Below are 25,468 nucleotides of genomic sequence, written 5' to 3'. Positions count from 1 at the left end.
GGTTCGGTCCAAGCGACCGACCGGGGCGGGCGGCGGTGCCCGACGTTTGAGGACCATGGGGATCGGTGAATCTGCCGCCATGTCTCTCACCCACAGCGCCCAGGCCACCGCCTCCCGCACCGCGAACAGCCGGTGGCTGGAAACCCTCGCCCGGGTCGGCTTCATCGGCTACGGGATCGTCCACCTCCTCTTCGCCTGGTTGGCGTTGCAGATCGCCTTCGGTCAGTCCTCCGACGACGGAGACCAGTCCGGGGCCCTGCGCACCCTCGCCGCCCAGCCGATGGGCAAGTTCCTCGTTGTCGCGATCGCGGTCGGCCTGCTCGCCATGGCGATCTGGCAGGGGCTCGAAGCCGCCGCCGGGCATCGCGCCGAGCGCGGCGGGGAGCGGGTCGTCGAGCGGCTCGCCTCGGCCGGCCGTACCGTCGTCTACCTCTACTTCGCCTGGACCGCCTGGAAGGTCTTCTCCGACGCCGGCTCCAACAGCGCCGACAAGCAGGAGGCGCTCACCGGCGAGCTGATGACCTCCTCCGGCGGTCGCTGGTTGGTCGGCCTGGCCGGGCTGGTGCTCGCCGCCATCGGGGCGGGCCTGGTCATCTACGGCCTGGTCAAGCGCTTCGAGAAGCACCTGAAGACCGGCGAGATGGATGCCCGCACCCGGAAGTTGGCGCGTCGCCTCGGCATGGCCGGTTACATCGCCAAGGGCGTCGCGTACGCCATCGCCGGCATCTTGGTCGTCGTCGCCGCGGTCAACTACGACCCGGAGAAGGCGCGTGGCCTGGACGCGGCCCTGCGGGCCCTGCGCGAGCAGTCCTACGGCACCATCCTGCTCACCCTCGTCGCGCTCGGCATCGCCGCCTTCGGCGCGTTCTGCTTCCTCCAGTCCCGCTACCGCAAGGTGTGAACCTGGTCGATTCGTCGTTCGGCGGGCAGCATGGGACCTTTGCCAGCTGACCACCCCCGCTCGACCATGAGGGAGAGAAGCAGTGCAGAGCTACCTCGGGACGGTCGTCGCCGCGCTCGCCGCGGCGGCGATCGCCCTTCTGGCGGTCGAGGTGACCCATCGGCTGGTCCGCCGGCTCGGTCCGAACTCGCTGCTGATGGGGGAACTGGCCGACCACGCGCACCGGCCGCTGAAGGTCGCCACCACCGTCCTGGCCGTCCAGTTCGGCATCCGGTTCAGCACCGGCTACGCGGTCGGCGACCAGTGGCGGCAGGTCGTGCTGCACCTGCTGGTGCTCTGCGTGATCGCCAGCACCGCCTGGCTGGTGGCCGCGCTGCTGGTGGTCACCGAGGACGTCGCGCTGGCCCGGTTCCGGATCGACGTGCCGGACAACCGGCACGCCCGCCGGGTGCGTACCCAGGTGGTGATGCTGCGTCGGCTGACCATCGCGGTGATCGTGGTGCTCACCGTCGGCGTGATGCTGATGACCTTCCCCAGCGTCCGGGGCATCGGGGCCGGTGTGCTGACCAGCGCCGGTGTGGTCGGTGTGGTCGCCGCCCTGGCCGCGCAGAGCCTGCTCGGCAACGTCTTCGCCGGCCTGCAACTGGCCTTCAGCGACGCGGTGCGCCTCGACGACGTGGTGGTCGTCGAGGGGGAGTGGGGCCGGATCGAGGAGCTGACCCTCAGCTACGTGGTGGTCCAGATCTGGGACGACCGGCGGCTGATCCTGCCCACCTCGTACTTCACCAGCAAGCCGTTCCAGAACTGGACCCGGACCCAGGCCGCCGTGCTCGGCACCGCCGAGTTCGACCTGGACTGGGCGGTCCCGGTGCAGGCGATGCGCGAGGAGCTGCGCCGCCTGGTCGAGAGCACCGAACTCTGGGACGGCCGGGTCTGCGTGCTCCAGGTCACCGACGCCACCGGCGGCAACGTCCGGGTCCGGGCGCTGGTCAGCGCCGCCAACGCCGGCAACCTGTGGGACCTGCGGTGCCTGGTCCGCGAGCACCTGGTCGGCTGGGTACGCGAGCAGCGTCCCACCGCCATGCCCCGCACGCGCACCGAGCTGGGCGACGCCACCAGCGACCTGCCCTGGCAGTGGGTGCAGCCGCGCCGTCCGGTCCGTCGCCGACCGGACGGCAACCCCCCGGACGACGCCCGCCTCTTCGGCGGCAGCGACGACGGCGACGCCCGCAGCGAGGCCTTCGTCGGCCCGGACGAGCCGGACGACGGCCACCGTCGCAACGGGGCCGACCCGGGGGCGTCCCGGAACCGGTCGACCGACGGTCCCGGGCGGGCCGACGGTCCCGGGCGGGTCGACGGTCAGGAGCGGGTCGACGGTCACGGGCGGGTCGACGCCGGCCGCGCCCCCGAACCGGCCGACAACCACCGCTGATCGCGGAGCAGTCCTCCGTTTCCCATCCAGAGGCTGCGCCGGACCGGACGTGACCTCGCCGCCCGTCCGGCGTTGCACCTGTCGGGCACTCCGTTGCACCTGTCGGGCACTCCTGCGCCCGACCCGCCGTCCGCCGGTCTGCTCCGCTTTTGGGTTTGAGCGGGCGGTTTGTGGGGACGTGCCGCTCGGCGCGGTCCGGTCGACTGTTCGCCCCGCGCAGGATTGATCCCTGGCGACTCAGGGCATACAGCGCGGTGATGAAGAAAGGAGGACAGCATGGCTGATGTCGCGAACCCCAGTACGTCCCGGGCCCGCAACGAGCCGTCCACCGCGGAGCTGGTGCAGCGCGCCACGGAGCAGGTCTCCCGACTCGTCCGGGACGAGCTGGCGCTGGCCCGCGCGGAGTTGACCGAGAAGGGCAAGCACGCCGGTATCGGGGTCGGCCTCTTCGGCGGCGGCGGGGTGCTCGCCATGTACGGGCTCGGCGCGCTGCTCACCGCCGTGGTCCTGCTGCTGGCGCAGGTGCTGCCGGCGTGGGTGGCCGCCCTGATCGTGGCCGTGGTGCTCTTCGCGCTGGCGGGGATCCTCGCCCTGGTCGGCAAGAAGCAGGTCAGCCAGGCGGTCCCGCCGGTGCCGGCGGCGGCGGTCCGCAGCGTCCGCGCGGACGTCGACACGGTCACCGCCGCGGTCCGGGACAGGGGGCGGTCATGACGGGCAACGGCAGCGGGGACCCGGAGGCCCTCCGCGAGGAGATCCGACGGACCCGGATCGAACTGGGTGAGACGGTGGAGGCGCTCGCCGCCAAGGTCGACGTCAAGGCGCGGCTGCGTGAGTCGGCCGAGCAGGCCCGGGGGCGGATGCGCGAGCAGGCCGGGCAGGCGCGGGAGCGGGTGCGGGAGCAGGCGGGACAGGTCCGCAGCCAGGCGGCCATGACCATGGCCAGGGTGCGCGGACAGGCCGCGCAGACGGCCGGGACGGCCCGCGCCCAGGCGCAGGGGACCGGCACGATGGTGCGCCGCGACCCGGTGCCGTGGGCGGTGGTCGCGGCCGGCGCGCTGGCGACCGTGGTGGTGTTGTTGATCGTCCGGGGGAGGCACAGGTGAGCAGGGGTATCAACAAGGCCGCGTACAAGCCGGTGGGTGTGCTTCTCGGTCTGGCCGCCGGTGCGGTCGCCGGTGTGGTGTTCCGGCAGGTGTGGAAGATGACCGCAGGGGACGGCGAGGCGCCCAGCGCCACCGACGAGGACCGTGGCTGGGGCGAGATCCTGGCCGCCGCCGCCCTCCAGGGTGCGATCTTCTCGGCGGTGCGGGCGGCGGTCGACCGTGGGGGCGCGGTCGGCGTCCGTCGGCTGACCGGCCACTGGCCGGACTGAACGACGTTTCCCGGCCCCCGTCCGACGTCCGGACGGGGGCCGTGGCATGTCCACCCGGCCCGGTTCCCGGCGTCCTTCAGGTCACATGTAGGAGAATTTCGTCAGGTAGGCTGTGCAGAGTTTTTGCGTACGTGGTTTGCTGTTCCCCGCTGTTGAGAGATGGCGTGGGTTGAGAGAAGTCTCCTGCCAGGGGGCCGCCTCAGGCGCCGCTGCTCGAAAACGGCCAACCGGCCGCACGGCGTGCTCGGCCGCCAGTTTTAGAAGGAGATACACATGGCGCAGGGAACCGTGAAGTGGTTCAACGCAGACAAGGGCTTCGGCTTCATCACCGTCGACGGCGGGGGTGCTGACGTGTTCGTCCACTTCTCGGCCATCCAGACCAGCGGCTACCGCACGCTGGAGGAGAACCAGCGGGTGGAGTTCGAGATCGCCCAGGGCCAGAAGGGCCCGCAGGCGGAGCAGGTCCGTCCCATCTGAGCAGCACCGGTCGGCCCCCGCCGGCCAGCCGGCTGATCCGCACCGCGTCGGGTCCGCCCCCGTGAAGCCCCGTGTCCGGCCCGGACGCGGGGCTTTCCACATGCGCCGCCCGACCGAACGGCCCGCCGGGGCGACACCGCGCGTCCGGCGGAACCAGGACCACCCGTTGTAGGCCTCGGCGATCCTGGTCGACCGGCAGTTCGCGCCGGTCGCGCCAGTTTCTGTCCTGGTCGGACGCTCGTCCGGCCCGCCGTCTTCGCCCAGTCGGCCGCCTCTGCCTCCGCCGGCCGCCCCTGCCCCTGCCGGGCCGCACCGCCGAGGGTGCCCCGATCCGGACGGTCGGTGCCGGCGGTCGTCGGTCAGCCGACCCCGGTGGTCAGGAACGTGGACGTCGGGCGCGCATCCCGAGCCAGAGCGCCGCGGCCCCGCCCAGCGCGAGCAGTGGACCGAGCACCGCCCAGATCCGCTGGTCGGTCATCACGCTGCCGCTGACGTAGCCCAGCCCCTGCACCGTCCAGACCGTACCGACCACGACGGCCAACAGGCCGAGCGTGAGTGGAAGCCACCCCTTCACCGTCTCCCCTCCCTGCCGTGGCGCGGCTGTCGTGCCGCGCTTCCCGCGTGCCCGTCGGTGGGGGCCGGGCTCACCACCGGCCGCCCGCCCGGCGGCCCAGCCGGCCGAAGGTACGCTGCTCCATTCGGCTGAGCCTAGTGATCCGGTCGCCGACCGGCGCGCGGGGTCGTACGGTTCGGCAGGACACACGTACGGTTTGGAGGTTTGCCCGTGTGGGATCCGAGCAGCTACCTGCGTTACGCCGACGAGCGGTCCCGCCCCTTCCACGACCTGATGGCCCGCGTCCCGGCGCGCCGCCCCCGGGCCGTGGTCGACCTGGGGTGCGGCCCCGGGCACCTCACCGCGACCCTGGCCGACCGGTGGCCGGAGAGCCGGATCCTCGGCATCGACTCGTCCCCCACGATGATCGAACAGGCCGGACGGCAGGACACGCCGGTCACCTTCGCCGTCGGCGACCTGCACGACTGGCGTCCCGGTCCGGACGTCGACGTGCTGCTCGCCAGCGCGGTGCTCCAGTGGGTGCCCGGCCACCAGCGACTGCTCACCCGCTGGGCGCGGGAGCTGCCGCCCGGCGCCTCGCTGGCGGTGCAGGTGCCCGCCAACTACGACGCCCCCTCGCACCGCACCCTGTGGGCGGTGGCCGACCAGGGGCCGTGGCGGGCCGAACTCCTTCCGCTGCTGCGCGAGGCCCCGGTGCGCGACGCCGTGGCGTACGCCGAGCTGATGGCCGACGCCGGGTGCGCGGTGGACGCCTGGGAGACTACCTACGTGCACCTCCTGTCGGCCCCGGTCGACGCCGACCATCCCGTGTTCACCTGGCTGGAGGGGACGGCCCTGCGCCCGGTCCGGGCCGCCCTGGACGACGCCACCTGGGACCGGTTCCGGGTGGCGCTGGGCAACCGGCTCGCCGAGCAGTACCCGGTCCGGCACGGTCAGGTGTACTTCCCGTTCCGCCGCGTCTTCTTCGTGGCCCGTACCCCTGCCCGCGCCGAGGAGAACCTGTGACCGACCTGCCCTCGTTCATCGCCGGACTGCCCAAGGTGGAGCTGCACGTGCACCACGTCGGCTCCGCGTCACCCCGCATCGTCGCCGAGCTGGCCGCCCGGCACGAGGGGCGCAGCCCGGTGCCGGCCGACCCGGAGGCGCTCGCCGCCTACTTCGAGTTCCGCGACTTCGCCCACTTCATCGAGGTCTACCTCAGCGTGGTCGACCTGGTCCGGGACGACACCGACGTCTGGATCCTCACCCACGAGGTGGCCCGGGAACTGGCCCGCCAGCAGGTCCGCTACGCGGAGCTGACCATCACGCCGTACTCGCACGTGCGTCGGGGCATCCCGGCGCCGGCCTTCTGCGAGGCGATCGAGGACGCCCGCAAACGGGCCGAGGCGGACTTCGGCATCGAGCTGCGCTGGTGCTTCGACATCCCGGGCGAGGCCGGGCTGCCGGCAGCCGAGGAGACCCTGCGGATCGCCCTCGACCAGCGTCCGGACGGGCTGATCTCGTTCGGCCTGGGCGGCCCGGAGATCGGCGTGCCCCGACCGCAGTTCAAGCCGTACTTCGACCAGGCGCGGGCGGCCGGGCTGCGCTCCGCTCCGCACGCGGGGGAGACCACCGGCCCGCAGACCGTCTGGGACGCGCTGCGGGACCTGGGCGCGGAGCGGATCGGGCACGGCATCTCCGCCGCGCAGGACCCGGAACTCCTGGCCCACCTCGCGCAACACCGGATCGCGTTGGAGGTCTGCCCCACCTCCAACCTGCGGACCCGGGCCGTGGCGAGTCTCGACGAGCACCCGCTCGGACGCCTCGTCGAGGCCGGGGTGCTGGTCACCATCAACTCCGACGACCCGCCGATGTTCGGCACCACCCTCAACGACGAGTACGCGGTCGCCGCCCGGCTGCTGGAGCTGGACGCGGCGGGGGTGGCCGGGCTGGCCCGCGACGCGGTGACCGCGGCCTTCCTGCCCGAGGGGGAGAAGCGGCGGCTCACCGCCGAGATCGACGCCTACCTGACGACGGCGGCCCGCTGACGACGTCGGCCGAGAGAGCACGCGCGACGGGGGTTGGTGTGGGGGACCGCGCCCCCGCCGCGCGTGGGCTCCACCGGCCGGTGGGAATGCTTCCCGGGGCGTAGACCGGTGGAGCGGTGGAACTGATGGGTTCGCGCCACCGAGCCTGCCAGCCGGTGCGCCGGTGTGGTCGTTCGTTAAGCCGGATCTAAGGAAGACCTGAGCCGGCCGAAAGCGAATCGTCCCCGGAACCGCCGGACCGCACGCGGAACTCAGTCGTCCGACGGGCGGGGACGGGCCCAGCGACGACGGCCCCGGGGCTCCCGTTCCCGGGCCATCCGGCCGACCAACCCGAAACGGTTGACCGTTCGGGGCGTCGCCTCCGGATCGGCCAGCAGCATCACCACGCTGGCTCCGCCCAGCCGGGCCCGGTCGATGCTGACCGACCCGCTGGCCTGCAACGCGACCCGCCGGGCGATGTCCAGCCCGAGACCGGTGGAGCCCTGGTCGCTGGCTCCCCGCCGTAGCGCCCGGTCGGGGTCGGCGATCCCCGGGCCGGCGTCGTCGATGCGCAGCGCCACGTAGCCGTCCCGGCGGGAGAGCGCCACCTCGAACGCGGTGCCCTGCGGGGTGTAGCGGAAGACGTTGCCGATCACCGCGTCGAGCGCGGCGGCCAGTTCCGCCCGGGGCACCGGCGCCGGGATGCGCACCTGCGCCCCGGTCACCCGGTGTGGCCGGTTCTGGTCCCCGGCCAGCGCCGACCAGAACACCATCCGGTCCCGGACCACCTCGCTGACGTCGCACATCGCCGGTTCGGTCTCCTGGGCGACCGCCTTGCGGGTGGTCTTGATCAGGACGTCCACCTCGCCCTCGAGGGTGACGATCGCCTGCCGGATCCGCCGGATGCTCCGTCGCCGGTCCAGCTCGTCCTCGCTGAACGTGCCGACGCTGGTGTCGTCGGAGTCGAGCGCCTCGGCGTCCAGCCGCAGCACGGTCAGCGGGGTGCGCAGCCGGTGCGACAGGTCGGCCACCAGTTCCCGTTCGTCGGTGCGGGCGGCGACCAGCCGGTCGGCCATCCGGTTGAAGGCGTAGCCGGCCTCGGCCAGTTCGCGCGGACCGCTGGGCTCGATCCGTACCGCCAACTCGCCTTCGCCGATCGCGCCGGCGGCCCGGACCAGGCCCCGGGCCGCGTCGGCGGTGCGGGCGGCGACCCGGTCGACCACGACGACCGCCGCGCCCACCAGGGCCACGGCCACCCCGCCGAGCAGGAGCCAGGTGCGGGTGCCGCCGCCCGAGGTCGTCGACGCCGGCACGAAGACCTCGACCACCGCGACCTGGTCGCCGAGGACCACCGGGTCCAGCCGGACCAGCCCGCCGGGCACGTCGACGACGAGCGAGTGCCGTTCCAGGCCGGCTCGGGCCACGTCCGCCTGGTCGGCCCGGCCGCCGGGGTCACCACCGAGCCCGTGGACCACGGGTCGGGTGGCCGGGTCGCCCCCGGTCGCCTCCACGGCGCGGGCGACGTCATCGACCTTGGTGCTGACCGCGAGGGTGCCGGTGACCAGGGCGGCGCGACGCGCGGCGTCGGCCAGCGCCTCCTCCCGGGCCCGGTCTTGCATCGTCGTGCCGAGGGGGATCAGGAACGCCAGCGCCACCAGGGTGCCCATGCCGGCGACCAGGGTCGCCAGCGTCACCCTCAGTCCGGTGCCACCAGCCGGAAGCCCACCCCCCGCACGGTGCGCAGGTAGCGCGGCTTCGCCGCGGACTCGCCCATCTTTCGACGTAGCCAATACAGATGAACGTCGATGGTCTGGTCCTCGCCGACCGACGGCTGACGCCATACTTCCTCCAGGAGTTCCCGGCGGGACACTACCCGCCCGGGACGCGCCGCCAGATAGGCCAGCAGGTCGAACTCCTTGCGGGTCAGCGCCAGCGGCTCCCCGTCGAGGTGGGCGCTGCGCTCGCCCACGTCCACCCGGAGCCCGCCGACGGTGTGCACCACCGGCTGGATGCTGCGGCTGGCCCGCCCGACCCGGCGCAGGACCGTGGTGATCCGGGCGTCCAGGTGCGCGCCGGTGAAGGGCTTCACCATGTAGTCGTCCGCGCCGGCGCGCAGCAGCCGGACCACCGACTGCTCGTCGTCCCGGGCGGTGGCGATGATGATCGGGACGTCGGTGATCCCGCGCAGCATCCGCAGCGCGTCGGAGCCGTCGAGGTCGGGCAGGCCCAGGTCGAGGACGACCAGGTCCGGCGTCTCGGCGGCGACCCGGCGCAGCGCCTCCAGCGCCGTGCCGACCGCGTGCACGGCGTGCCCCCGGTCGGACAGGGAACGCAGCATCGCGCCGCGGACGACATGGTCATCTTCGACCAAAAGCACGGTGGCCACGTCAAGACGGTACTGCCCCTGGCAAGCGGGTCGCGTTGCGGCATACCCGCAGGCCGGGCAAGCTGGTGCAGCGATGTCCTTCACGATCTTCGCCGACACCCGGATGGCGCTCGCCCGGGACAGCCTCGCGGGGCTCTCGGCCGGCGACGCGCTCGGCTCCCAGTACTTCGTACCCGGAAACACCCCGGCCGATCTGGCCGCCGGTCGACTCCCCGCCCCGCCCTGGTCGTGGACCGACGACACCGAGATGGCCTGCTCCGTGGTGCGCGCCCTGGACACTGCGGGGGAGATCGACCGGGACGCCCTGGCCCTGGCCTTCGCCGAGCGCGCCGAGCCGTACCGGGGGTACGGGCCCGGAGCGGTCACCGTCCTGCGGCTGATCCGTACCGGCACCCCGTGGCCGGTGGCCGCCGCTGCCGCGTTCGAGGGGCAGGGATCCTGCGGCAACGGGGCGGCGATGCGGGTCGCCCCGCTGGGCGCGTACTTCGCCGACTCCACCTCCCGTGCCGCCGCCCAGGCCCGGGCGTCGGCCGAGGTCACCCACGCCCATCCCGAGGGGATCGCCGGCGCGGTGGCGGTCGCCGTCGCCGCCGCGCTGGCCGCCCGGGGCCGCCTCGACGGGCAACGGCCGGACGCCGCCCGCCTGCTCGCCGGGGTCGCCGGGGCCCTCGACCCGGGCGGCGAGGTGCACCGGGGCGTCCGTCGGGCGGCCGACCTGCGGGACCGGTCGCTGGCCGAGGCGGTCGACGCGCTCGGCAACGGCTCCCGGGTCACCGCCCAGGACACGGTGCCGTTCACCCTCTGGGTGGCCGCCCGGCACCTGGCCGACTACCCGGCGGCGATCCGCGCGTGCGTCGAGGCCGGCGGCGACGTGGACACCACGGCGGCGATCGTCGGGGGCGTCGTCGCCGCGTACACCGGGGTCGGTGTGCCCGGCGGGGTGCCCGCCGACTGGCTGGCCGCCCGCGAGCCGCTGCCGGCCTGGCTCGACTGACACCGGGCGTCCGCGTCACCGTCCGTGCGCCGGGTGGACCCGCCTCGCCCTCGCTCCGCTCCGCCGGCCCGCCGCCCGCCCTGCCGGTGTCGTTAGCGCCTGCCGTGCCGGGGTGGTTGCAGGGGGCCCTTGCTCGGCAGAAAGCGGTAACAGGGGTCCCCTCCTTTCCCGGCGGCGGTGGGGGGTGGGGCGACCGATAGCATCGGCGCAGGGTCGTAACTCGGCCGTTCCGTGACGTTCTGGAGGAGTCATCGTGTCCGCACCCGGTACCCCCGCAGTGGCCGACCCCGTCGTCGTCGCCGCCGGGACGACGGCGGCCGACGCGGTGGCGGCGGCCGGGCTGCCCGCGACCGGCCCCAAGGCGATCGTGGTGGTCCGTGACCCGCAGGGGCAGCTGCGTGACCTGGACTGGAAGCCGGCCGAGGAGACCGAGGTCGAGCCGGTGAGCCTGGACTCGCCGGACGGGCTGAACGTGTTGCGCCACTCGACCGCGCACGTGCTCGCCCAGGCCGTGCAGGACGTCTTCCCGGACGCGAAGCTCGGCATCGGCCCGCCGATCGAGAACGGCTTCTACTACGACTTCGACGTCGACAAGCCGTTCCAGCCCGACGACCTGGCGAAGCTCGAGAAGCGGATGCAGGAGATCGTCAAGTCCGGGCAGCGCTTCCGGCGGCGGCGCTTCGCCAGCCTCGACGAGGCGAAGGCGGAGCTGGCCGACGAGCCCTACAAGCTGGAGCTGATCGACGTCAAGGGCGAGGGGCTGGACTCCTCCGAGGTGATGGAGGTCGGCGGCGGTGAGCTGACCATCTACGACAACCTCGCCGCCAAGGAGGAGAAGGTCTGCTGGTCGGACCTGTGCCGGGGTCCGCACCTGCCGAACACCCGGTTGATCGGGGCGTTCAAGCTGATGCGCTCGGCCGCCGCGTACTGGCGGGGCAGCGAGAAGAACCCGCAGCTCCAGCGGGTGTACGGCACCGCCTGGCCGACCCGGGACGAGCTCAAGGCGTACCTGAAGCTCCTGGAGGAGGCCGCCCGGCGCGACCACCGCAAGCTCGGGGTGGACCTGGACCTGTTCAGCTTCCCCGACGAGCTGGGGTCGGGGCTGGCGGTCTTCCACCCGAAGGGCGGGATCATCCGTCGGGAGATGGAGAACTACTCGCGGATCAAGCACGAGCAGGCCGGCTACGCGTTCGTCAACACCCCGCACATCACCAAGGGCAACCTGTACGAGGTCTCCGGGCACCTGGACTGGTACGCCGACGGGATGTTCCCGCCCATGGAGGTGGAGGGCGCGAACTATTACCTCAAGCCGATGAACTGCCCCATGCACGACCTGATCTTCCGGTCCCGGGGGCGGTCCTACCGGGAGCTGCCGCTGCGGATGTTCGAGTTCGGCACGGTCTACCGGTACGAGAAGTCCGGTGTGGTGCACGGCCTGACCCGGGTGCGCGGCATGACCCAGGACGACGCGCACATCTTCTGCACCGAGGAGCAGATGGCCGGCGAGCTGAAGTCGCTGCTCGCCTTCGTGCTCGAACTGCTGCGCGACTACGGTCTGGACGACTTCTACCTGGAGCTCTCCACCCGTAACCCGGAGAAGTCGGTCGGCACCGACGAGAACTGGGAGCGGGCCACCGAGGCGCTGCGTTCCGCCGCCGAGGAGTCCGGCCTGCACCTGGTCCCGGACCCGGGCGGCGCGGCGTTCTACGGACCGAAGATCTCGGTGCAGGCCAAGGACGCCATCGGCCGGACCTGGCAGATGTCCACCATCCAGGTCGACTTCAACCTGCCGGAGCGGTTCGGGCTGGAGTACCAGGCCGCCGACGGGACGCGGCAGCGGCCGGTCATGATCCACCGGGCGCTGTTCGGGTCGATCGAGCGGTTCTTCGGGGTGCTCACCGAGCACTACGCGGGCGCGTTCCCGGCCTGGCTGGCCCCGGTGCAGGTGGTCGGCATCCCGATCCGCGACGAGCACACCGACTACCTGCGGCAGTTCGTCGACACGCTGCGCGGGCAGGGGATCCGCGCCCAGGTCGACGCGGGTGACGACCGGATGCAGAAGAAGATCCGGACCGCCCAGCAGCAGAAGATCCCGTTCATGGTGATCGCCGGGGACGACGACGTGGCCGCCGGCACCGTCTCGTTCCGCTACCGGGACGGGTCGCAGCGCAACGGGGTGCCGGTCGACGAGGCGGTGGCGCACGTGACCGAGGTGGTCCGCTCCCGCGTCAACGCCGGCCCGTCGGCCGCCTGACCTTCCGGACGCACCGGAGGCCCCGCCGCTGGGCGGGGGCCTCGTCGTCGTACGGGTGGCGGGGATCAGATCCCGCAGCTCGGGGCCGACCAGGACTGGCTCGGCGAGTTGCCCAGGTGGGTGTGGTCGTTGTGGCCCGGGTAGCCGGGGCCGAGGATGTTGCTGAAGCCGTGGTTACGGGCCTGCTGGGCGAGCCGGCAGAACGAGGGCGAGCCGGTCAGGTCCACCCCGTCGCCGAACAGGTGCCGGCTGTTGGACGCCCCACCGACCGCGCTGTTGCAGGAGTAGCTGCGGAACCCGCTGCTGATGTAGAGCGGCACGCTGCCGAGGGCCTTCCGCATGGCCTGGAGCTTCCACATCGAGACCAGCGCGTTGAACCGCGCGCTGCTCGCCGAGACCGCGCCGCCCGACCAGTCGCCGTTGCACCGGTTCCACTCGGCGTAGGTGAAGTTGATCGGGGTGCAGTCGTCGTCCTGAAGGGCGTAGAGCTGGTTGAAGGTCTGCGGACCGGCGACGCCGTCGGCGGAGAGACCGTACGCCTGCTGGAAGCGGATCACCGCGGACCGGGTCGCCGGGCCGAACGCGCCGTCGATGGCGATCCGCGCGCCGTAGCCGGGGTAGCCGGAGACGCGGATCTGGAGCTGCCGGACATCCTCGCCGCTCATGCCGGAGGAGAGCGTCCGGCCCCAGTTGTAGCAGCCGTCGGCCTGCGCCGCGCTGCTCGTCACGGTCACCCCGACCAGGCTGGCGACGGCGGCGAGCGCGCAGGCTGTCAGGGCGCGCCCGAGCCGGCGGAGAACGGTGGTACGTCGGTTCACGACACACACTCCCATCGACGATCATCACAATAGATCGGGATGGAAGTTTCATTGACGGAGAGCCCTGCGTCAATATCCTTCACACATTCTTAATCTGGCGCGGGGTGCTGTCGAGGGCATAGATGGTCATATGTCGTTCGTGTGCCCGACTCCGGAGGTGCCACCGGGCTTGCCCGGGACCGTCCGGTCGGGAACGTAGGATCACAGACGTGACAGGGGCGGAACGGCACACGGACAGCGGCATGGCCGACGGCCTGGAGCGGCTCTGGACTCCGCACCGGATGACCTACATCACCGGCGAGGACCGGCCCGACGGCGGGTACGAGAAGCCCGCCGGTTGCCCCTTCTGCCGGGCTCCCGGGCTGGCTCCGGCGGAGAGCCTGGTGGTGGCCCGGGGCGAGCACGTCTTCGCGGTGCTGAACCTCTACCCGTACAACCCCGGCCACCTGCTGGTCTGCCCGTACCGGCACGTCGCCGACTACACCGACCTCGGCCTGACCGAGACCGCCGAACTGGCCGCCTTCACCCAGACCGCGATGCGGGTGGTACGCCAGGTCAGCAACGCCCACGGCTTCAACCTCGGCATGAACCAGGGCGGGGTGGCCGGAGCCGGTATCGCGGCGCACCTACACCAGCACGTGGTGCCCCGCTGGGGCGGGGACGCCAACTTCATGCCGGTGATCGGGCAGACGAAGGTCCTGCCGCAGTTGCTCACCGACACCCGTGACCTGCTCGCCAAGGCCTGGCCGGCGGCCTGACCGGCTGTCCGCTCTGTCGCATGTGTCCTGTCTTCGGGGTGTAACGACCTGCCGCGCGCCGCACCACCCGGATGACAGGATCGACCGGTGGCAGTGACGACGCGGCGACTGGGCCGCAGTGGCATCGAGGTCAGCGCTCTCGGCATGGGGTGCTGGGCGATCGGCGGTCCCTGGGCCGACGGGAGCCGGCCACTGGGGTGGGGGCCGGTCGACGACGCCGAGTCCGTCCGGGCGGTCCGCCGCGCCCTCGACCTCGGTGTCACGCTCTTCGACACCGCCGACACGTACGGCGCGGGGCACGGCGAGCGGGTCCTCGGCCGGGCGCTGGCCGGGCGGCGGGACGAGGCGCTCGTCGCCACCAAGTGGGGCTGGACCTTCGACGAGGCCACCCGGCGGGTCACCGGGCGGGACGCGTCCCCGGCGTACCTGCGCCGGGCGGTGGTCGACTCGCTGCGCCGGCTCGGCACCGACCGGATCGACCTCTACCAGCTGCACCTCGCCGACCTGCCGGTCCCACGCGCCGAGGCGCTGGTCGGCACCCTGGAGGACCTGGTCGCCGAGGGCCTCGTCCGGGCGTACGGGTGGAGCACCGACCATCCCGACCGGGCCGCCGCCTACGCCCGGACCGGCATGCACCACACCGCCGTCCAGCACAACCTGTCGGTGCTGCGCGACGCCCCGGCCATGCTCGCCGTCTGCGACAAGTACGACCTGGCCGGGATCTGCCGGGGCCCGCTCGGCATGGGCCTGCTGACCGGCAAGTACACCACCGGCTCCACGCTGCCGCCCGACGACGTCCGGGGCGTCACCTCCGGCTGGCTGGACTGGTTCCGGGGCGGCCGTCCCGCCCCGGAGTGGCTGCGCCGGGTGGCCACGGTCCGGGCCGCCCTCACCGCCGACGGCCGGACCCTCGCCCAGGGCGCGCTGGGCTGGATCTGGGCCCGCAGCGACCGGACCGTCCCCATCCCCGGGTGCCGGACCGTGGCCCAGGTGGAGGAGAACGCCGGCGCGCTGCATCGGGGGCCGCTGCCACCGGACCAGTTCGCCGAGGTGGAACGACAGCTCGCCGCCCTGCGCACCGCCGCCCTCCGGGACGACGACCGCCCCTACTGGCCGGCCCCCACGCTCCCCGGGGCACGCCCCTGACCCGGCTGCCGCCCCGGCGTCACTGACCCGGCCTCGTCCGTGCCCCGGCGTCGCCCTGGCCCCGCCGCCCCGTGCCACCCGCCCGGCCTCGTCCGTGGCCCGTCGATCGGGTCGGGGTCAGGGGGCGTGCGCGGCGCGGACCTCGTCGGCCAGGTGGGCGGGGAGCTGCTCGTAGCGGGCGAAGGACCGCCGGAAGGCGCCGGTGCCGGAGGTCGTCGCGCGCAGCTCCACCGCGTACCGCAACAGCTCGGTGGCGGGCACCTCGGCACGGACCAGGCTGCGCTCCACACGGGAGTCGTCCGGCTCGGTGCCGAGCACCCGGCCCCGCCGGCCGGACAGGTCACCCAGCACCGCGCCGACGTACCGGTCCGGGATGCGGACCACGACCTCGTCCACCGGCTCCAGCAGCACCACCCCACCCCGGCCGGCGGCGTCGCGCAGGGCGAGCGCACCGGCGGTCTGGAACGCCGCGTCGGAGGAGTCGACGCTGTGGGCCTTGCCGTCCACCAACGTCACCCGCAGGTCGACCACCGGGTTCCCGGCGACCAGACCCCGTTCCATCTGGGCCCGGACGCCCTTCTCCACCGAGGGGACGTAGGTGTGCGGCACCGCGCCACCGACCACCCGGTCGACGAACTCGAACCCGCTGCCCCGGGGCAGCGGCTCCACCTCGATGTCGCAGACGGCGTACTGACCGTGCCCGCCGGACTGCTTGACGTGCCGGCCGTGGCCGGTGGTGGCGGCGCCGAACGTCTCCCGCAGCGGCACCCGCACCGGCTCGGTCTCCAGGTCGACGCCGCCGGCACGCAGCCGGTCCAGCACCACGTCGGCGTGCGCCTCACCCATGCACCAGAGCACCAGCTGGTGGGTCTCCGGGTTGCGCTCCAGCCGCAGGGTCGGGTCCCCGGCCACCAGCCGGGCCAGGTTGCGGGCCAGCGCGTCCTCGTCGGCCCGGCTGCGCGCCACCACCGCCACCGGCAGCAGCGGCTCGGGCATCTCCCACGGGGCGACCAGCAGCGGGTCGTCCTTGGCGGAGACGGTGTCGCCGGTCTCCGCGCTGCCCGACTTGGTGATCGCGCAGAGGTCACCGGCCACGCAGTACGGCACCTCGCGCAGCGTCGCGCCGAGCGGGCTGTAGACGTGCCCGACCCGCTCGTCCGCGTCGTGGTCCGGGTGCCCCCGCTCGGCCAGGCCGTGGCCGGACACGTGGATGGTCTGCTCCGGCCGCAGGGTGCCGGAGAAGACCCGGACCAGGCTGATCCGTCCGACGTGCCGGTCGACGGTGGTCCGGACCACCTCGGCGACCAGCGGCCCGTCCGGGTCGCAGGTCAGCGGCGGACGCGGTGAGCCGTCCACCCCGGTCACCGCCGGCAGGGTGTGCTCCGGGGGCGACGGGAACGCCGCCGTCAGCACCTCCAGCAGGACGTCGAGCCCCACCCCGGTCTGCGCGCAGACCGGCACCACCGGATGGAAGTGGCCCCGGGCGACCGCCTTCTCCAGGTCCTCGACGAGGATGTCGGTGCCGATCTCCTCGCCGTCGAGGTAGCGGTCCATCAGGGTCTCGTCCTCGCTCTCGGCGATGACCCCCTCGATCAGCTCGTCCCGGGCCTCGACGATGGCCGGCAGGTGCTCCGGGTCGGGCTGCCGGATGGCGGCCGGCAGCCCGGCGGTGTAGTCGAAGACCCGACGGGTGATCAACCCCATCAGGCCGACCACCGAGATCCCGTCGTCGCCCAGCATCGGCAGGTAGAGCGGGAGCACGTTGTCGCCGAAGACCCGCTGGCACAGCGCCACCGCCTCGTCGAAGTCGGCGCGCGGGTGGTCCAGCCGGGAGACGGCCACCGCCCGGGGCATGTCGACGGCGGCGCACTCCTCCCAGAGCGCGGCGGTGGCCGCGTCCATGCCGTCGACGGCGGAGACCACGAACAGGGCCGCGTCGGCGGCGCGCAACCCGGCGCGCAGCTCACCGACGAAGTCGGCGTAACCGGGGGTGTCCAGGAGGTTGACCTTGACGTCGTTGTGCCACAGCGGCGCGCAGGCCAGGCTCACCGAGCGCTGCTGGCGCACCGCGGCGGGGTCGTGGTCGCAGACCGTGGTGCCGTCGCCGACCGTGCCGGGCCGGGTGATCGTGCCGCTGGCCGCGAGGAGCCCCTCGACCAGGGTCGTCTTGCCGGCCCCGGAGTGGCCCACCAGCACCACGTTGCGGACGCGACGCGGCTCGTCCGCCACCGGCGCCCCGCCGGTGGAACCCCTGTCGTGACTCCTCTGCGCCATGGGCGCACCTCCCTGTGCCGGTGGTGTGGTGGCGACCGCCGCGTGACGGGGGAAGCGGCCCGGGCGTGCGCGGCGATATCCTCCGGTGGACTGCTGCGGACCGGGAACGTGACGGGCGGGTGGGTGAGCTGACTCACGTCCCCTGCCCCGATCAGACACCCGTTACCGATCCGACACAACCCCGTCGGCGGGTCGGCACGACCGGCCGTACCGCCCGTACCGGCGGACCGTTATCGTGGGACCGCCATGGCGAAGATCTTCCAAGTGTCGGCCCGAGCGGGGATGACCCGTGTCGTGGAGCCGGTCGCACGTGCCCTGCTCCGCGCGGGCGTCACCCCCAACATGGTCACCGTCGCCGGCACCGTCGGGGTGCTCGTCGGCGCCCTCGGCTTCGGTGCGCGCGGGCACCTGGTCGCCGGTGCCCTCATCGTCACCGTCTTCGCGCTGACCGACCTGCTCGACGGCACGATGGCCCGGATGAGCGGCGGCTCCACCACGTTCGGCGCGTTCCTCGACTCCAGCATGGACCGGGTGGCCGACAGCGCGGTCTTCGGCGCGGTCGCCTACTACCTCGCCACCCAGGGCGACCGGGGCGGCGTGGCCGCGGCGCTGGTCTGCCTGGCCGCCGGGGGCCTGGTCTCCTACGTCAAGGCCCGGGCCGAGGGGCTCGGCATGACCTGCAACGTGGGCATCGCCGAGCGGACCGAGCGGCTGCTCATCGTCGGGGTCGGCGGGCTGCTCACCGGGTTCGGGATCGACCGGGCCCTGGTGGTGGCGCTCTGGCTGCTCGCCGCCGTGTCGATCTTCACCGTCGGCCAGCGGATGATCCACGTGTACCGGCAGGCCCAGCGGGCCCGGGCGGGCGTGTCGGGGTGACCGGCCCGACCGGCGACGGGGGAGGACCGGGGTGAACCTCGCCGAACTGGGCTACGTCGCCGGCTGGCGGCTGGTCCGCGCGCTGCCCGGCCCGGTCGCCGCCGCCATCTTCCGCGCCGGCGCGGACCGCGCCCACCGGGCCGGCGGCGCGGGTACGGCCCGACTCGCCGCGAACCTGCGCCGGGTGGTCGGTCCCGACCTGCCCGACGCGGAGCTGGACGAGCTGGTCCGCCAGGGGCTGCGCTCGTACGCCCGGTACTGGCTGGAGGCGTTCCGGCTGCCCTCGCTCAGCCACGAGCAGCTCCTCGCCGGGTTCCGGCTGACCCACGGCCACGACCTGCTCGCCGCCGACGTGGCGGCCGGTCGGGGCGCGGTGGTGGCGCTGCCGCACGCCGGCAACTGGGACGCCGCCGGGGCGTGGGTCGCCGCCCAGGGCTGGCCGATCACCACGGTCGCCGAGCGGCTCCGCCCCGAGGCGGTCTACGAGCGTTTCCTCGCCTTCCGGCGGGGCCTCGGCATGGAGATCCTGCCCACCCACGGCGGCGAGCGTCCCCCCTTCGAGATCCTGGTCGAGCGGCTGGGCGCCGGGCACGTCGTGCCGCTGCTGGCCGACCGGGACCTCTCCGCCCGGGGCGTGGAGGTCACCTTCTTCGGCGGGCGGACCCGGATGCCGGCCGGCCCGGCCCTGCTCGCCCTGCGCACCGGCGCGCCCCTCTACGTCGCCACGATGTGGTACGAACCGGATGCGCCGTGCGCCTCCATCGAGGGACCGCTGGAACTGACCGACCCGGACAGCGGCCCACTCGACCAGCGGGCCCGGCTGCTGACCCAGCGGATTGCCGACGGTCTGGCGGCGGGCATCGCCCGCCATCCGGAAGACTGGCACATGTTGCAGCGGATGTGGCTGGACCAGGACGGCCCGGGGAACCCGTCGCCCCGGCCCCGGCGGCAGAGCCGGCCACCGGCGGCCTCCGGGCCGGTCTGACGGTACGCCGCGAGGACGTGAGGAGCGAGGCGGCAGGTGAGCGAGCCGGAGTGCGAGGAGCAGCGGAGCGGAGCCCCGCGGCAGTGAACGAAAGGCGCCAGCTGTGCGTATCGGCATCGTCTGCCCGTACTCCTTCGACGTGCCCGGGGGCGTGCAGAACCACGTCGTCGACCTCGCGGAGGCGCTGATCGGCCTCGGGCACGAGGTGAGCGTGCTCGCGCCCGCCGACGAGGACTCGCCGCTGCCGCCGTACGTCGTGCCGGCCGGCCGGGCGGTCCCCCTGCCGTACAACGGCTCGGTGGCGCGGATCGCCTTCGGGCCGGTCTCCACCGCCCGGGTCCGCCGCTGGATCACCCGGGGCGACTTCGACGTCCTGCACGTGCACGAGCCGCTGACGCTGAGCCTGTCGCTGCTGGCCGTGCTCTCCGCCCGGGGACCGGTGGTGGCGACCTTCCACACCGCGATGACCCGGTCGCGGGCGCTCGCCGCCGCGCAGGGCGTGCTCCAGATCGTGCTGGAACGGATCACCGCCCGGATCGCGGTCAGCGCGCTCGCCCGGAAGGTGCAGGTCGAGCACATGGGCGGTGGCGCGGTGGAGATCCCCAACGGGGTGACCGTGGCCCGGTTCACCGGCGCGGAGCCGCTGCCCGGCTGGCCGGGGGAGTGTGGGGCGGGCACCGGCGGCACGGTCGGCTTCCTCGGCCGGTTCACCGAGTCGCGCAAGGGCTTCCCGGTGCTGCGGGACGCCTTCGTCGAGCTGGCCCCGCACCGTCCCGGCCTGCGGCTGCTGGTCGCCGGTCCGGGCGAGGCCGACGACCTCTACGCCCGCTTCCCGGCCGACCTGCGGGACCGGGTCACCTTCCTCGGCCTGGTCTCCGAGGCGGACAAACCGCGCATGCTACGCAGCGTGCACCTCTACGTCGCCCCGAACACCGGCGGCGAGTCGTTCGGCATGATCCTCACCGAGGCGCTCGCCGCCGGGACCACGGTGGTCGCCAGCGACCTGGACGCGTTCCGCCGGGTACTCGACGGGGGACGGGCCGGACACCTCTTCCCCACCGGGGACGCGGGCGCGCTGCGGGACGCGTTGGCCGGCCTGCTCGACGACCCGGCGCGGCGGGCGGAGCTGACCGCCTGCGGCGACCAGGTGGTGACCGGCTTCGACTGGCCGGTGGTCGCCCGCCGGGTCCTGGAGGTCTACGCGGCGGCGATCGAGGCCACCGACGGGCGGGTGATCGACCAGGAGTGGGTGGGGCTGGGCTGAGCTGTGGTGACGGTGGTGCGCGGGTGGCCGGACGGACGGCGACCGTCGCACCCGGGCGGACGGGAACGGGAGCAGCACTACGATGCCGGGCATGTGGTGGGTGGTGGGCGCGGTCGCGTCCGTCGTGCTGGTGGCGGCGTACCTGATCTGGACGGCGTCCCGGGTCGAGCGGCTGCACCTGCGCGCGGAGTCGGCTGCCCGGGCGCTCGACGCCCACCTGCTGCGTCGCGCGGCGGCTGCGGCGGTCCTGGCCGAACAGCGGTACGGCGTGGAGCTCTACGCCGCCGCGCGGATCGCCCTCGACGCCGCCCCCGAGGAGCGGGAGGCCGCCGAGAACGACCTCACCCGGCAGTTGCGCGCGGTGCGGCTCGACCCGGCGGACCCGGCGTGCGAGGCGGTGATCGCGGCGAGCCGGCGGCTGGCACTGGCCCGGCAGGTCCACACCGACCTGGTCCGGGACGCGCTCACGGCCCGTCGCCGGGTGCTGGTGCGCCTGCTGCGGATGGCTCGCCGCCACGACCGTCCGCGCTACTTCGACGTGGACGATCCCACCCTGGCCCTGCCGGCGGACGTCCCCGCGGGTTGAGCCGCCCGCTGTCCCGGTGTCGGGATTCCCGGTGACGGTCGTCACAGAGCAGGCCACCCGGGGCGTGATTGGCTGTCGGCCGGGTGTTGACCCGGACGTAGCATTTTCGTGACCCAGCACCCCCCCCGACACGCCGAGGAGCGATCACCCGTGTCCGAATCCACCTCCCCGCCCGCCACCGCCACGCCCGTCGTCGGCACCGCGCGCGTCAAGCGCGGTATGGCCGAGATGCTCAAGGGCGGCGTGATCATGGACGTGGTCAACGCCGAGCAGGCCAAGATCGCCGAGGACGCCGGCGCGGTCGCGGTGATGGCCCTGGAGCGGGTTCCGGCCGACATCCGCGCCCAGGGCGGCGTTTCCCGGATGAGCGACCCCGACATGATCGACGGCATCATCAACGCCGTCTCCATCCCGGTCATGGCCAAGGCCCGGATCGGACACTTCGTCGAGGCGCAGATCCTCCAGTCCCTCGGCGTCGACTACGTCGACGAGTCCGAGGTGCTCACCCCGGCCGACTACGCCAACCACATCGACAAGTGGGCGTTCACCGTCCCCTTCGTCTGCGGCGCGACCAACCTCGGCGAGGCGCTGCGCCGGATCACCGAGGGCGCGGCCATGATCCGCTCCAAGGGCGAGGCCGGCACCGGTGACGTCTCGAACGCCACCACCCACATGCGCAAGATCCGCCAGGAGATCCGCCGGCTCCAGTCGCTGCCGGAAGACGAGCTGTTCGTCGCGGCCAAGGAGCTCCAGGCCCCGTACGAGCTGGTCAAGGAGATCGCCGAGACCGGCAAGCTGCCCGTGGTGCTCTTCACCGCCGGTGGCATCGCCACCCCGGCCGACGCCGCGATGATGATGCAGCTCGGCGCCGAGGGCGTCTTCGTCGGCTCCGGCATCTTCAAGTCGGGCAACCCGGCGCAGCGGGCCGCCGCGATCGTCAAGGCCACCACCTTCCACGACGACCCGGACGTGCTGGCCAAGGTCTCCCGGGGCCTGGGCGAGGCGATGGTCGGCATCAACGTCGACGAGATCCCGCAGCCGCACCGCCTGGCCGAGCGGGGTTGGTGAGCGCGGGAATCCCACGTCCGGCACACGGGAAGGTTGGTGAGCAGGTGACGGCACCCACCATCGGGGTGCTCGCGCTCCAGGGCGACGTCCGCGAGCACGTGCACGCCCTCGCCGGCTGCGGCGCCCACGCCCGCCCGGTCCGCCGCCCGGAGGAACTCGACACGGTCGACGGGCTGGTCATCCCCGGCGGGGAGTCCACCACGATCAGCAAGCTCGCCGACATCTTCGAGATGCGCGAACCGATCGACAAGCGGATCGCCGCCGGCATGCCGGTCTACGGCTCCTGCGCCGGCATGATCATGCTGGCCCGGGAGGTGCTCGACGGCCGCCCCGACCAGCGCGGCTTCGAGGCGGTCGAGATGACCGTCCGGCGCAACGCGTTCGGCCGGCAGGTCGACTCGTTCGAGGCGCCGGTGACCCTCACCGGCATCGAGGGCGAGCCGTTCCACGCGGTCTTCATCCGCGCCCCCTGGGTCGAGCGGGTCGGCGACGGCGTCGAGGTGCTCGGCACGGTCACCGAGGGGCCGGCCGCCGGGCGGATCGTCGCGGTCCGGCAGGGCAACCTGCTGGCCACCTCGTTCCACCCGGAGCTGACCGGCGACCTGCGGCTGCACGCGTACTTCGTCGACCTGGTCCGCGCCGCCGGCTGACCGGCGCCCGGCCGGTCCGCACCACCGGCCGGGTCCGGCGCCGTTTCGGCGATGTCGCGGTGTCCCGCCCGAGGGACACCGCGACATCGCCGTTTCCGGGCCGCCCACCCCGGCGCGTGGTGGTGGCGTGACACCGACCTGGGGAACCTCGGTAGGATTGCCGCGGTTCGGCAGGGCCACCGCCCGCCGTAGCCCTCCACGCGGAGCCGACCGGCCGCCCCCGCCGCCGGCGTCGAGGTGTCGTGGAGCAGGCGCGGGCAGTCGACGCAGGCGTGGGTCAACAGACGGAGGTACGAGATGTCCGGCCACTCAAAGTGGGCGACCACCAAGCACAAGAAGGCCGTCATCGACGCCAAGCGCGGCAAGATGTTCGCCAAGCTGATCAAGAACGTCGAGGTGGCGGCCCGGACCGGTGGCGGCGATCCGGCCGGTAACCCGACCCTCTTCGACGCCATCCAGAAGGCCAAGAAGAACTCCGTACCCAACGACAACATCGACCGCGCGGTCAAGCGCGGCTCCGGCCTGGAGGCCGGCGGCGCCGACTACCAGACGATCATGTACGAGGGGTACGGCCCCAACGGCGTCGCGCTGCTGATCGAGTGCCTGACCGACAACCGCAACCGCGCGGCCACCGAGGTGCGGACCGCCCTGACCCGCAACGGCGGCTCCTTCGCCGACGCCGGCTCCGTGTCGTACATGTTCTCCCGCAAGGGCGTGGTGATCGTGCCGAAGGCCGGCACCACCGAGGACGACGTGATGCTCGCCGTCCTCGACGCCGGGGCCGAGGAGGTCAACGACCTGGACGAGGCCTTCGAGGTGGTCTCCGAGCCGGGCGACCTGATCGCCGTGCGCACCGCCCTCCAGGACGCCGGCATCGAGTACGAGTCCGCCGAATCCTCCCTCATCCCCAGCGTGAACGTCCCGCTGGACGAGGAGGGCGCGCGCAAGGTCTTCAAGCTGATCGACGTCCTCGAGGACTGCGACGACGTGCAGAACGTCTACGCCAACTTCGACGTCTCGGACGAGATCATGGCGGCCGTCGGCTGACTTTCGTCAATCGTCGGCGACTCGCTTCTCCTGCTCGACGGCGGCGGCACCGTGATCCGGTGCCGCCGCCGTCTTTTCGTTTCCGGGGTCGCGCGCGGTCGAGATCGTCGCGGAAGCACCCGGCTGGTTGGTGGACAGTTCGCGCCTTCGGGACGGGCGGAGTAGCGGTGGCCCGGCCCGGCGGCGCGGGGCGTACCCTGCCGGGGTGCTGATTCCCGACTACCCGATCCGCACCGAGCGGCTCGACCTGCGCCCGTTCGACGAGGGCGACTTCGCGGCGCTGCACGCGTACCAGTCCCGCGCGGACGTCTCCCGCTACCTCTACTGGGAGCCGCACGACGAGCAGGCGACCCGGGAGGCGCTGGCCCGCAAGTGCCGCCGTACCGCCCTGCGGAACTCCGGCGACGTGCTCAACCTGGCCGTGGTGGTCCGGGAGACCGGCCAGCTCGTCGGGGACGTGCTGCTGTTCTGGGTCAGCGTCGAGCACCGGCAGGGCGAGGTCGGCTACGTCTTCCACCCCGACCACGGCGGCCGGGGCTACGCCACCGAGGCGGCCCGGATGATGATGGAGATGGGCTTCGATCTGCTCGGCCTGCACCGGATCGTCGGCCGGCTGGACGCCCGCAACACCGCCTCGGCCCGGGTCCTGGAACGGCTGGGCATGCGCCGCGAGGCGCACATGCGGGAGAACGAGTTCGTCAAGGGCGAGTGGACCGACGAGGTGGTCTACGCGATGCTCGCCGCCGAGTGGGAGTCCCACCGGCCGTCGTGACGCTGCCGGTCGACGGCCGGGCGCGCGGGACGGGTCAGGCCGACTCGCCGACGGAGTAGATGCTCCACGGCCAGTGGTCGCCCTTGCCCTGGGCGACGAGCGTGAAGCCGGCCTCCCGGACCACGTCGTCGTAGTCGGGGGAGTAGTACACGATGGTGATCTTCTGCTTCCGCTTCCTGGTCGCGGCGACCAGGTTCCGCATGACGGTGTCGAAGACGGGCGGCCCGAACGGCGAGAACAGGTAGACGATCAGGTTCTCCGGGGGGACGACGAAGTCCACCGCGTCGATGGCGAGCAGTTCGATCTCGTGGCACGCCACCGGCCCGGTGTAGCGCTCGACGTTCTCCTTGGCCTGCCCGATGAAGCTGGGGGAGAAGTCCACCCCGATCACCTTCTTGTACGGCTTCTCCGCCGCGAGCAGCACCACCCGGCCCTTGCCGCAGCCGAGGTCGACGAAGACGTGCTCCCCGTGGTCGAACTCGCCGACCGTCGCCATCATGCGGTCGAACTCCTGCTTGCGGGTGGGCAGGTAGTGGGAGGCCTCCTCCTGGTGCGTCCCGATGCTGTCGATGTCGGCCAGGCCGACGATGCCGTTGGTCTCGGTGCCGAACCGCTCGTCGAAGCGTTCCCGCCGCTCGTGGCGGCGGATCCGGATGTACTCGGCGCTGTCGACCAGGGCCTCCTTGAGCGTGGAGTCCCGCATGGTCTGCCGGAAGATCTTCCAGTCGGTGCGTAGATCGGAGATGCTCAAGATGGTTCACCTGCTCTGGAGGGGCGGAGTCGGTGGATGCCCCGCACGCCACCAGACCGGTTGGGCTTCATGATCTG

At 73.0% G+C, this 25,468-nt stretch carries 25 protein-coding genes and 1 pseudogene; 20 read left to right on the top strand and 6 right to left on the bottom strand.

Annotation, left to right across the window (positions count from 1 at the left end; genetic code table 11):
- Positions 1 to 79: 79 nt before the first annotated feature.
- The 6 genes and pseudogenes from GA0070618_RS32385 to GA0070618_RS32360 all read left to right on the top strand — a co-directional run bounded on the left by GA0070618_RS32385 (position 80) and on the right by GA0070618_RS32360 (position 4,182).
- Positions 80 to 901, top strand: a complete 822-nt coding sequence (locus tag GA0070618_RS32385; protein WP_088985036.1) for a DUF1206 domain-containing protein — start codon at positions 80 to 82, stop codon at positions 899 to 901.
- Between the two features lie 82 nt (positions 902 to 983).
- A pseudogene (locus GA0070618_RS32380) lies at positions 984 to 2,177 on the top strand (mechanosensitive ion channel family protein); the annotation flags it as partial.
- Positions 2,178 to 2,609: 432 nt separating this feature from the next.
- A complete protein-coding gene (locus GA0070618_RS32375; protein WP_088985034.1) occupies positions 2,610 to 3,044 on the top strand; it encodes a phage holin family protein in 435 nt (144 codons plus the stop codon).
- On the top strand, positions 3,041 to 3,436 hold the full coding sequence (locus tag GA0070618_RS32370) for a DUF3618 domain-containing protein (protein WP_088985033.1): 396 nt from the start codon (positions 3,041 to 3,043) through the stop codon (positions 3,434 to 3,436). Before GA0070618_RS32375 ends, GA0070618_RS32370 begins: the two co-directional genes overlap by 4 nt.
- Positions 3,433 to 3,705, top strand: coding sequence for a DUF4235 domain-containing protein (locus GA0070618_RS32365; protein WP_088985032.1), 273 nt, complete (start codon positions 3,433 to 3,435; stop codon positions 3,703 to 3,705). The genes GA0070618_RS32370 and GA0070618_RS32365 overlap by 4 nt, the downstream gene beginning before the upstream one ends.
- A 273-nt stretch (positions 3,706 to 3,978) precedes the next feature.
- The gene (locus GA0070618_RS32360; protein WP_007075740.1) at positions 3,979 to 4,182 is read left to right on the top strand and encodes a cold-shock protein; all 204 of its coding nucleotides are present in this window, start codon (positions 3,979 to 3,981) and stop codon (positions 4,180 to 4,182) included.
- 376 nt (positions 4,183 to 4,558) lie between these two features.
- Here the strand turns inward: GA0070618_RS32360 and GA0070618_RS32355 are convergent, their stop codons facing one another.
- Positions 4,559 to 4,756, bottom strand: a complete 198-nt coding sequence (locus GA0070618_RS32355; protein ID WP_088985031.1) for a hypothetical protein — start codon at positions 4,754 to 4,756, stop codon at positions 4,559 to 4,561.
- Positions 4,757 to 4,966: 210 nt separating this feature from the next.
- Between GA0070618_RS32355 and GA0070618_RS32350 the strand changes: the two genes are divergently transcribed.
- Together GA0070618_RS32350 and GA0070618_RS32345 are read left to right on the top strand one after the other, a co-directional pair.
- Positions 4,967 to 5,761, top strand: coding sequence for a trans-aconitate 2-methyltransferase (locus GA0070618_RS32350; RefSeq protein ID WP_088985030.1), 795 nt, complete (start codon positions 4,967 to 4,969; stop codon positions 5,759 to 5,761).
- The gene (locus GA0070618_RS32345; RefSeq protein ID WP_088985029.1) at positions 5,758 to 6,783 is read left to right on the top strand and encodes an adenosine deaminase; all 1,026 of its coding nucleotides are present in this window, start codon (positions 5,758 to 5,760) and stop codon (positions 6,781 to 6,783) included. Before GA0070618_RS32350 ends, GA0070618_RS32345 begins: the two co-directional genes overlap by 4 nt.
- Positions 6,784 to 7,034: 251 nt before the next feature.
- On the opposite strand, the gene GA0070618_RS32340 is transcribed toward GA0070618_RS32345, so the two are convergent.
- On the bottom strand, positions 7,035 to 8,429 hold the full coding sequence (locus GA0070618_RS32340) for a HAMP domain-containing sensor histidine kinase (protein WP_088985999.1): 1,395 nt from the start codon (positions 8,427 to 8,429) through the stop codon (positions 7,035 to 7,037).
- Positions 8,430 to 8,458: 29 nt separating this feature from the next.
- Positions 8,459 to 9,148, bottom strand: coding sequence for a response regulator transcription factor (locus GA0070618_RS32335; RefSeq protein WP_088985028.1), 690 nt, complete (start codon positions 9,146 to 9,148; stop codon positions 8,459 to 8,461).
- Between the two features lie 73 nt (positions 9,149 to 9,221).
- On the opposite strand from GA0070618_RS32335, the gene GA0070618_RS32330 reads away from it, so the two are divergent.
- Entirely contained in the window at positions 9,222 to 10,142 is a 921-nt protein-coding gene (locus tag GA0070618_RS32330) for an ADP-ribosylglycohydrolase family protein (protein ID WP_088985027.1), read from the top strand.
- 253 nt (positions 10,143 to 10,395) lie between these two features.
- A complete protein-coding gene (gene thrS, locus GA0070618_RS32325) occupies positions 10,396 to 12,396 on the top strand; it encodes a threonine--tRNA ligase (RefSeq protein ID WP_088985026.1) in 2,001 nt (666 codons plus the stop codon).
- Between the two features lie 65 nt (positions 12,397 to 12,461).
- On the opposite strand, the gene GA0070618_RS32320 is transcribed toward thrS, so the two are convergent.
- Positions 12,462 to 13,214 (bottom strand): D-Ala-D-Ala carboxypeptidase family metallohydrolase, encoded by a 753-nt coding sequence (locus tag GA0070618_RS32320; protein WP_231931533.1) that lies wholly within the window; start codon positions 13,212 to 13,214, stop codon positions 12,462 to 12,464.
- Between the two features lie 242 nt (positions 13,215 to 13,456).
- Between GA0070618_RS32320 and GA0070618_RS32315 the strand changes: the two genes are divergently transcribed.
- Positions 13,457 to 13,972 carry an HIT family protein gene (locus tag GA0070618_RS32315; RefSeq protein ID WP_172900424.1) on the top strand — a complete coding sequence of 172 codons (516 nt, stop codon included), beginning with the start codon at positions 13,457 to 13,459 and terminating at the stop codon, positions 13,970 to 13,972.
- 87 nt (positions 13,973 to 14,059) lie between these two features.
- Positions 14,060 to 15,118: an aldo/keto reductase gene (locus tag GA0070618_RS32310; protein ID WP_088985023.1), complete on the top strand. Its 1,059-nt coding sequence runs from the start codon at positions 14,060 to 14,062 to the stop codon at positions 15,116 to 15,118.
- A gap of 117 nt (positions 15,119 to 15,235) precedes the next feature.
- Here the strand turns inward: GA0070618_RS32310 and GA0070618_RS32305 are convergent, their stop codons facing one another.
- Positions 15,236 to 17,392, bottom strand: a complete 2,157-nt coding sequence (locus GA0070618_RS32305; RefSeq protein WP_088985022.1) for an elongation factor G-like protein EF-G2 — start codon at positions 17,390 to 17,392, stop codon at positions 15,236 to 15,238.
- Positions 17,393 to 17,638: 246 nt separating this feature from the next.
- Here GA0070618_RS32305 and pgsA point away from each other — a divergent pair, with 246 nt between their 5' ends.
- From pgsA to GA0070618_RS32265, 8 genes are all read left to right on the top strand, one after another.
- Complete coding sequence (pgsA, locus tag GA0070618_RS32300) at positions 17,639 to 18,268, top strand: phosphatidylinositol phosphate synthase (protein WP_088985021.1); 630 nt, start codon at positions 17,639 to 17,641, stop codon at positions 18,266 to 18,268.
- Between the two features lie 31 nt (positions 18,269 to 18,299).
- Positions 18,300 to 19,253 (top strand): phosphatidylinositol mannoside acyltransferase, encoded by a 954-nt coding sequence (locus GA0070618_RS32295; RefSeq protein ID WP_088985020.1) that lies wholly within the window; start codon positions 18,300 to 18,302, stop codon positions 19,251 to 19,253.
- Positions 19,254 to 19,356: 103 nt separating this feature from the next.
- Positions 19,357 to 20,517 carry a glycosyltransferase family 4 protein gene (locus GA0070618_RS32290; protein ID WP_088985019.1) on the top strand — a complete coding sequence of 387 codons (1,161 nt, stop codon included), beginning with the start codon at positions 19,357 to 19,359 and terminating at the stop codon, positions 20,515 to 20,517.
- A gap of 82 nt (positions 20,518 to 20,599) precedes the next feature.
- Positions 20,600 to 21,103 (top strand): hypothetical protein, encoded by a 504-nt coding sequence (locus GA0070618_RS32285; RefSeq protein ID WP_088985018.1) that lies wholly within the window; start codon positions 20,600 to 20,602, stop codon positions 21,101 to 21,103.
- A gap of 150 nt (positions 21,104 to 21,253) precedes the next feature.
- Positions 21,254 to 22,171 (top strand): pyridoxal 5'-phosphate synthase lyase subunit PdxS, encoded by a 918-nt coding sequence (gene pdxS / locus GA0070618_RS32280; RefSeq protein WP_088985017.1) that lies wholly within the window; start codon positions 21,254 to 21,256, stop codon positions 22,169 to 22,171.
- A gap of 44 nt (positions 22,172 to 22,215) precedes the next feature.
- The gene (pdxT, locus tag GA0070618_RS32275) at positions 22,216 to 22,821 is read left to right on the top strand and encodes a pyridoxal 5'-phosphate synthase glutaminase subunit PdxT (protein ID WP_088985016.1); all 606 of its coding nucleotides are present in this window, start codon (positions 22,216 to 22,218) and stop codon (positions 22,819 to 22,821) included.
- A 297-nt stretch (positions 22,822 to 23,118) separates the two neighbouring features.
- Complete coding sequence (locus GA0070618_RS32270; protein ID WP_088985015.1) at positions 23,119 to 23,868, top strand: YebC/PmpR family DNA-binding transcriptional regulator; 750 nt, start codon at positions 23,119 to 23,121, stop codon at positions 23,866 to 23,868.
- A gap of 205 nt (positions 23,869 to 24,073) precedes the next feature.
- Positions 24,074 to 24,640: a GNAT family N-acetyltransferase gene (locus GA0070618_RS32265; protein WP_088985014.1), complete on the top strand. Its 567-nt coding sequence runs from the start codon at positions 24,074 to 24,076 to the stop codon at positions 24,638 to 24,640.
- 34 nt (positions 24,641 to 24,674) lie between these two features.
- Here GA0070618_RS32265 and GA0070618_RS32260 read toward each other — a convergent pair whose 3' ends face one another.
- Positions 24,675 to 25,391 (bottom strand): class I SAM-dependent methyltransferase, encoded by a 717-nt coding sequence (locus GA0070618_RS32260; protein WP_088985013.1) that lies wholly within the window; start codon positions 25,389 to 25,391, stop codon positions 24,675 to 24,677.
- Positions 25,392 to 25,468: the final 77 nt, after the last annotated feature.

This window comes from Micromonospora echinospora, from assembly GCF_900091495.1.
Taxonomy (GTDB): Bacteria; Actinomycetota; Actinomycetes; order Mycobacteriales; family Micromonosporaceae; genus Micromonospora; species Micromonospora echinospora.
Note: the sequence above shows the minus strand (reverse complement) of the source record. Positions and strands in the feature narration are given on the sequence as shown.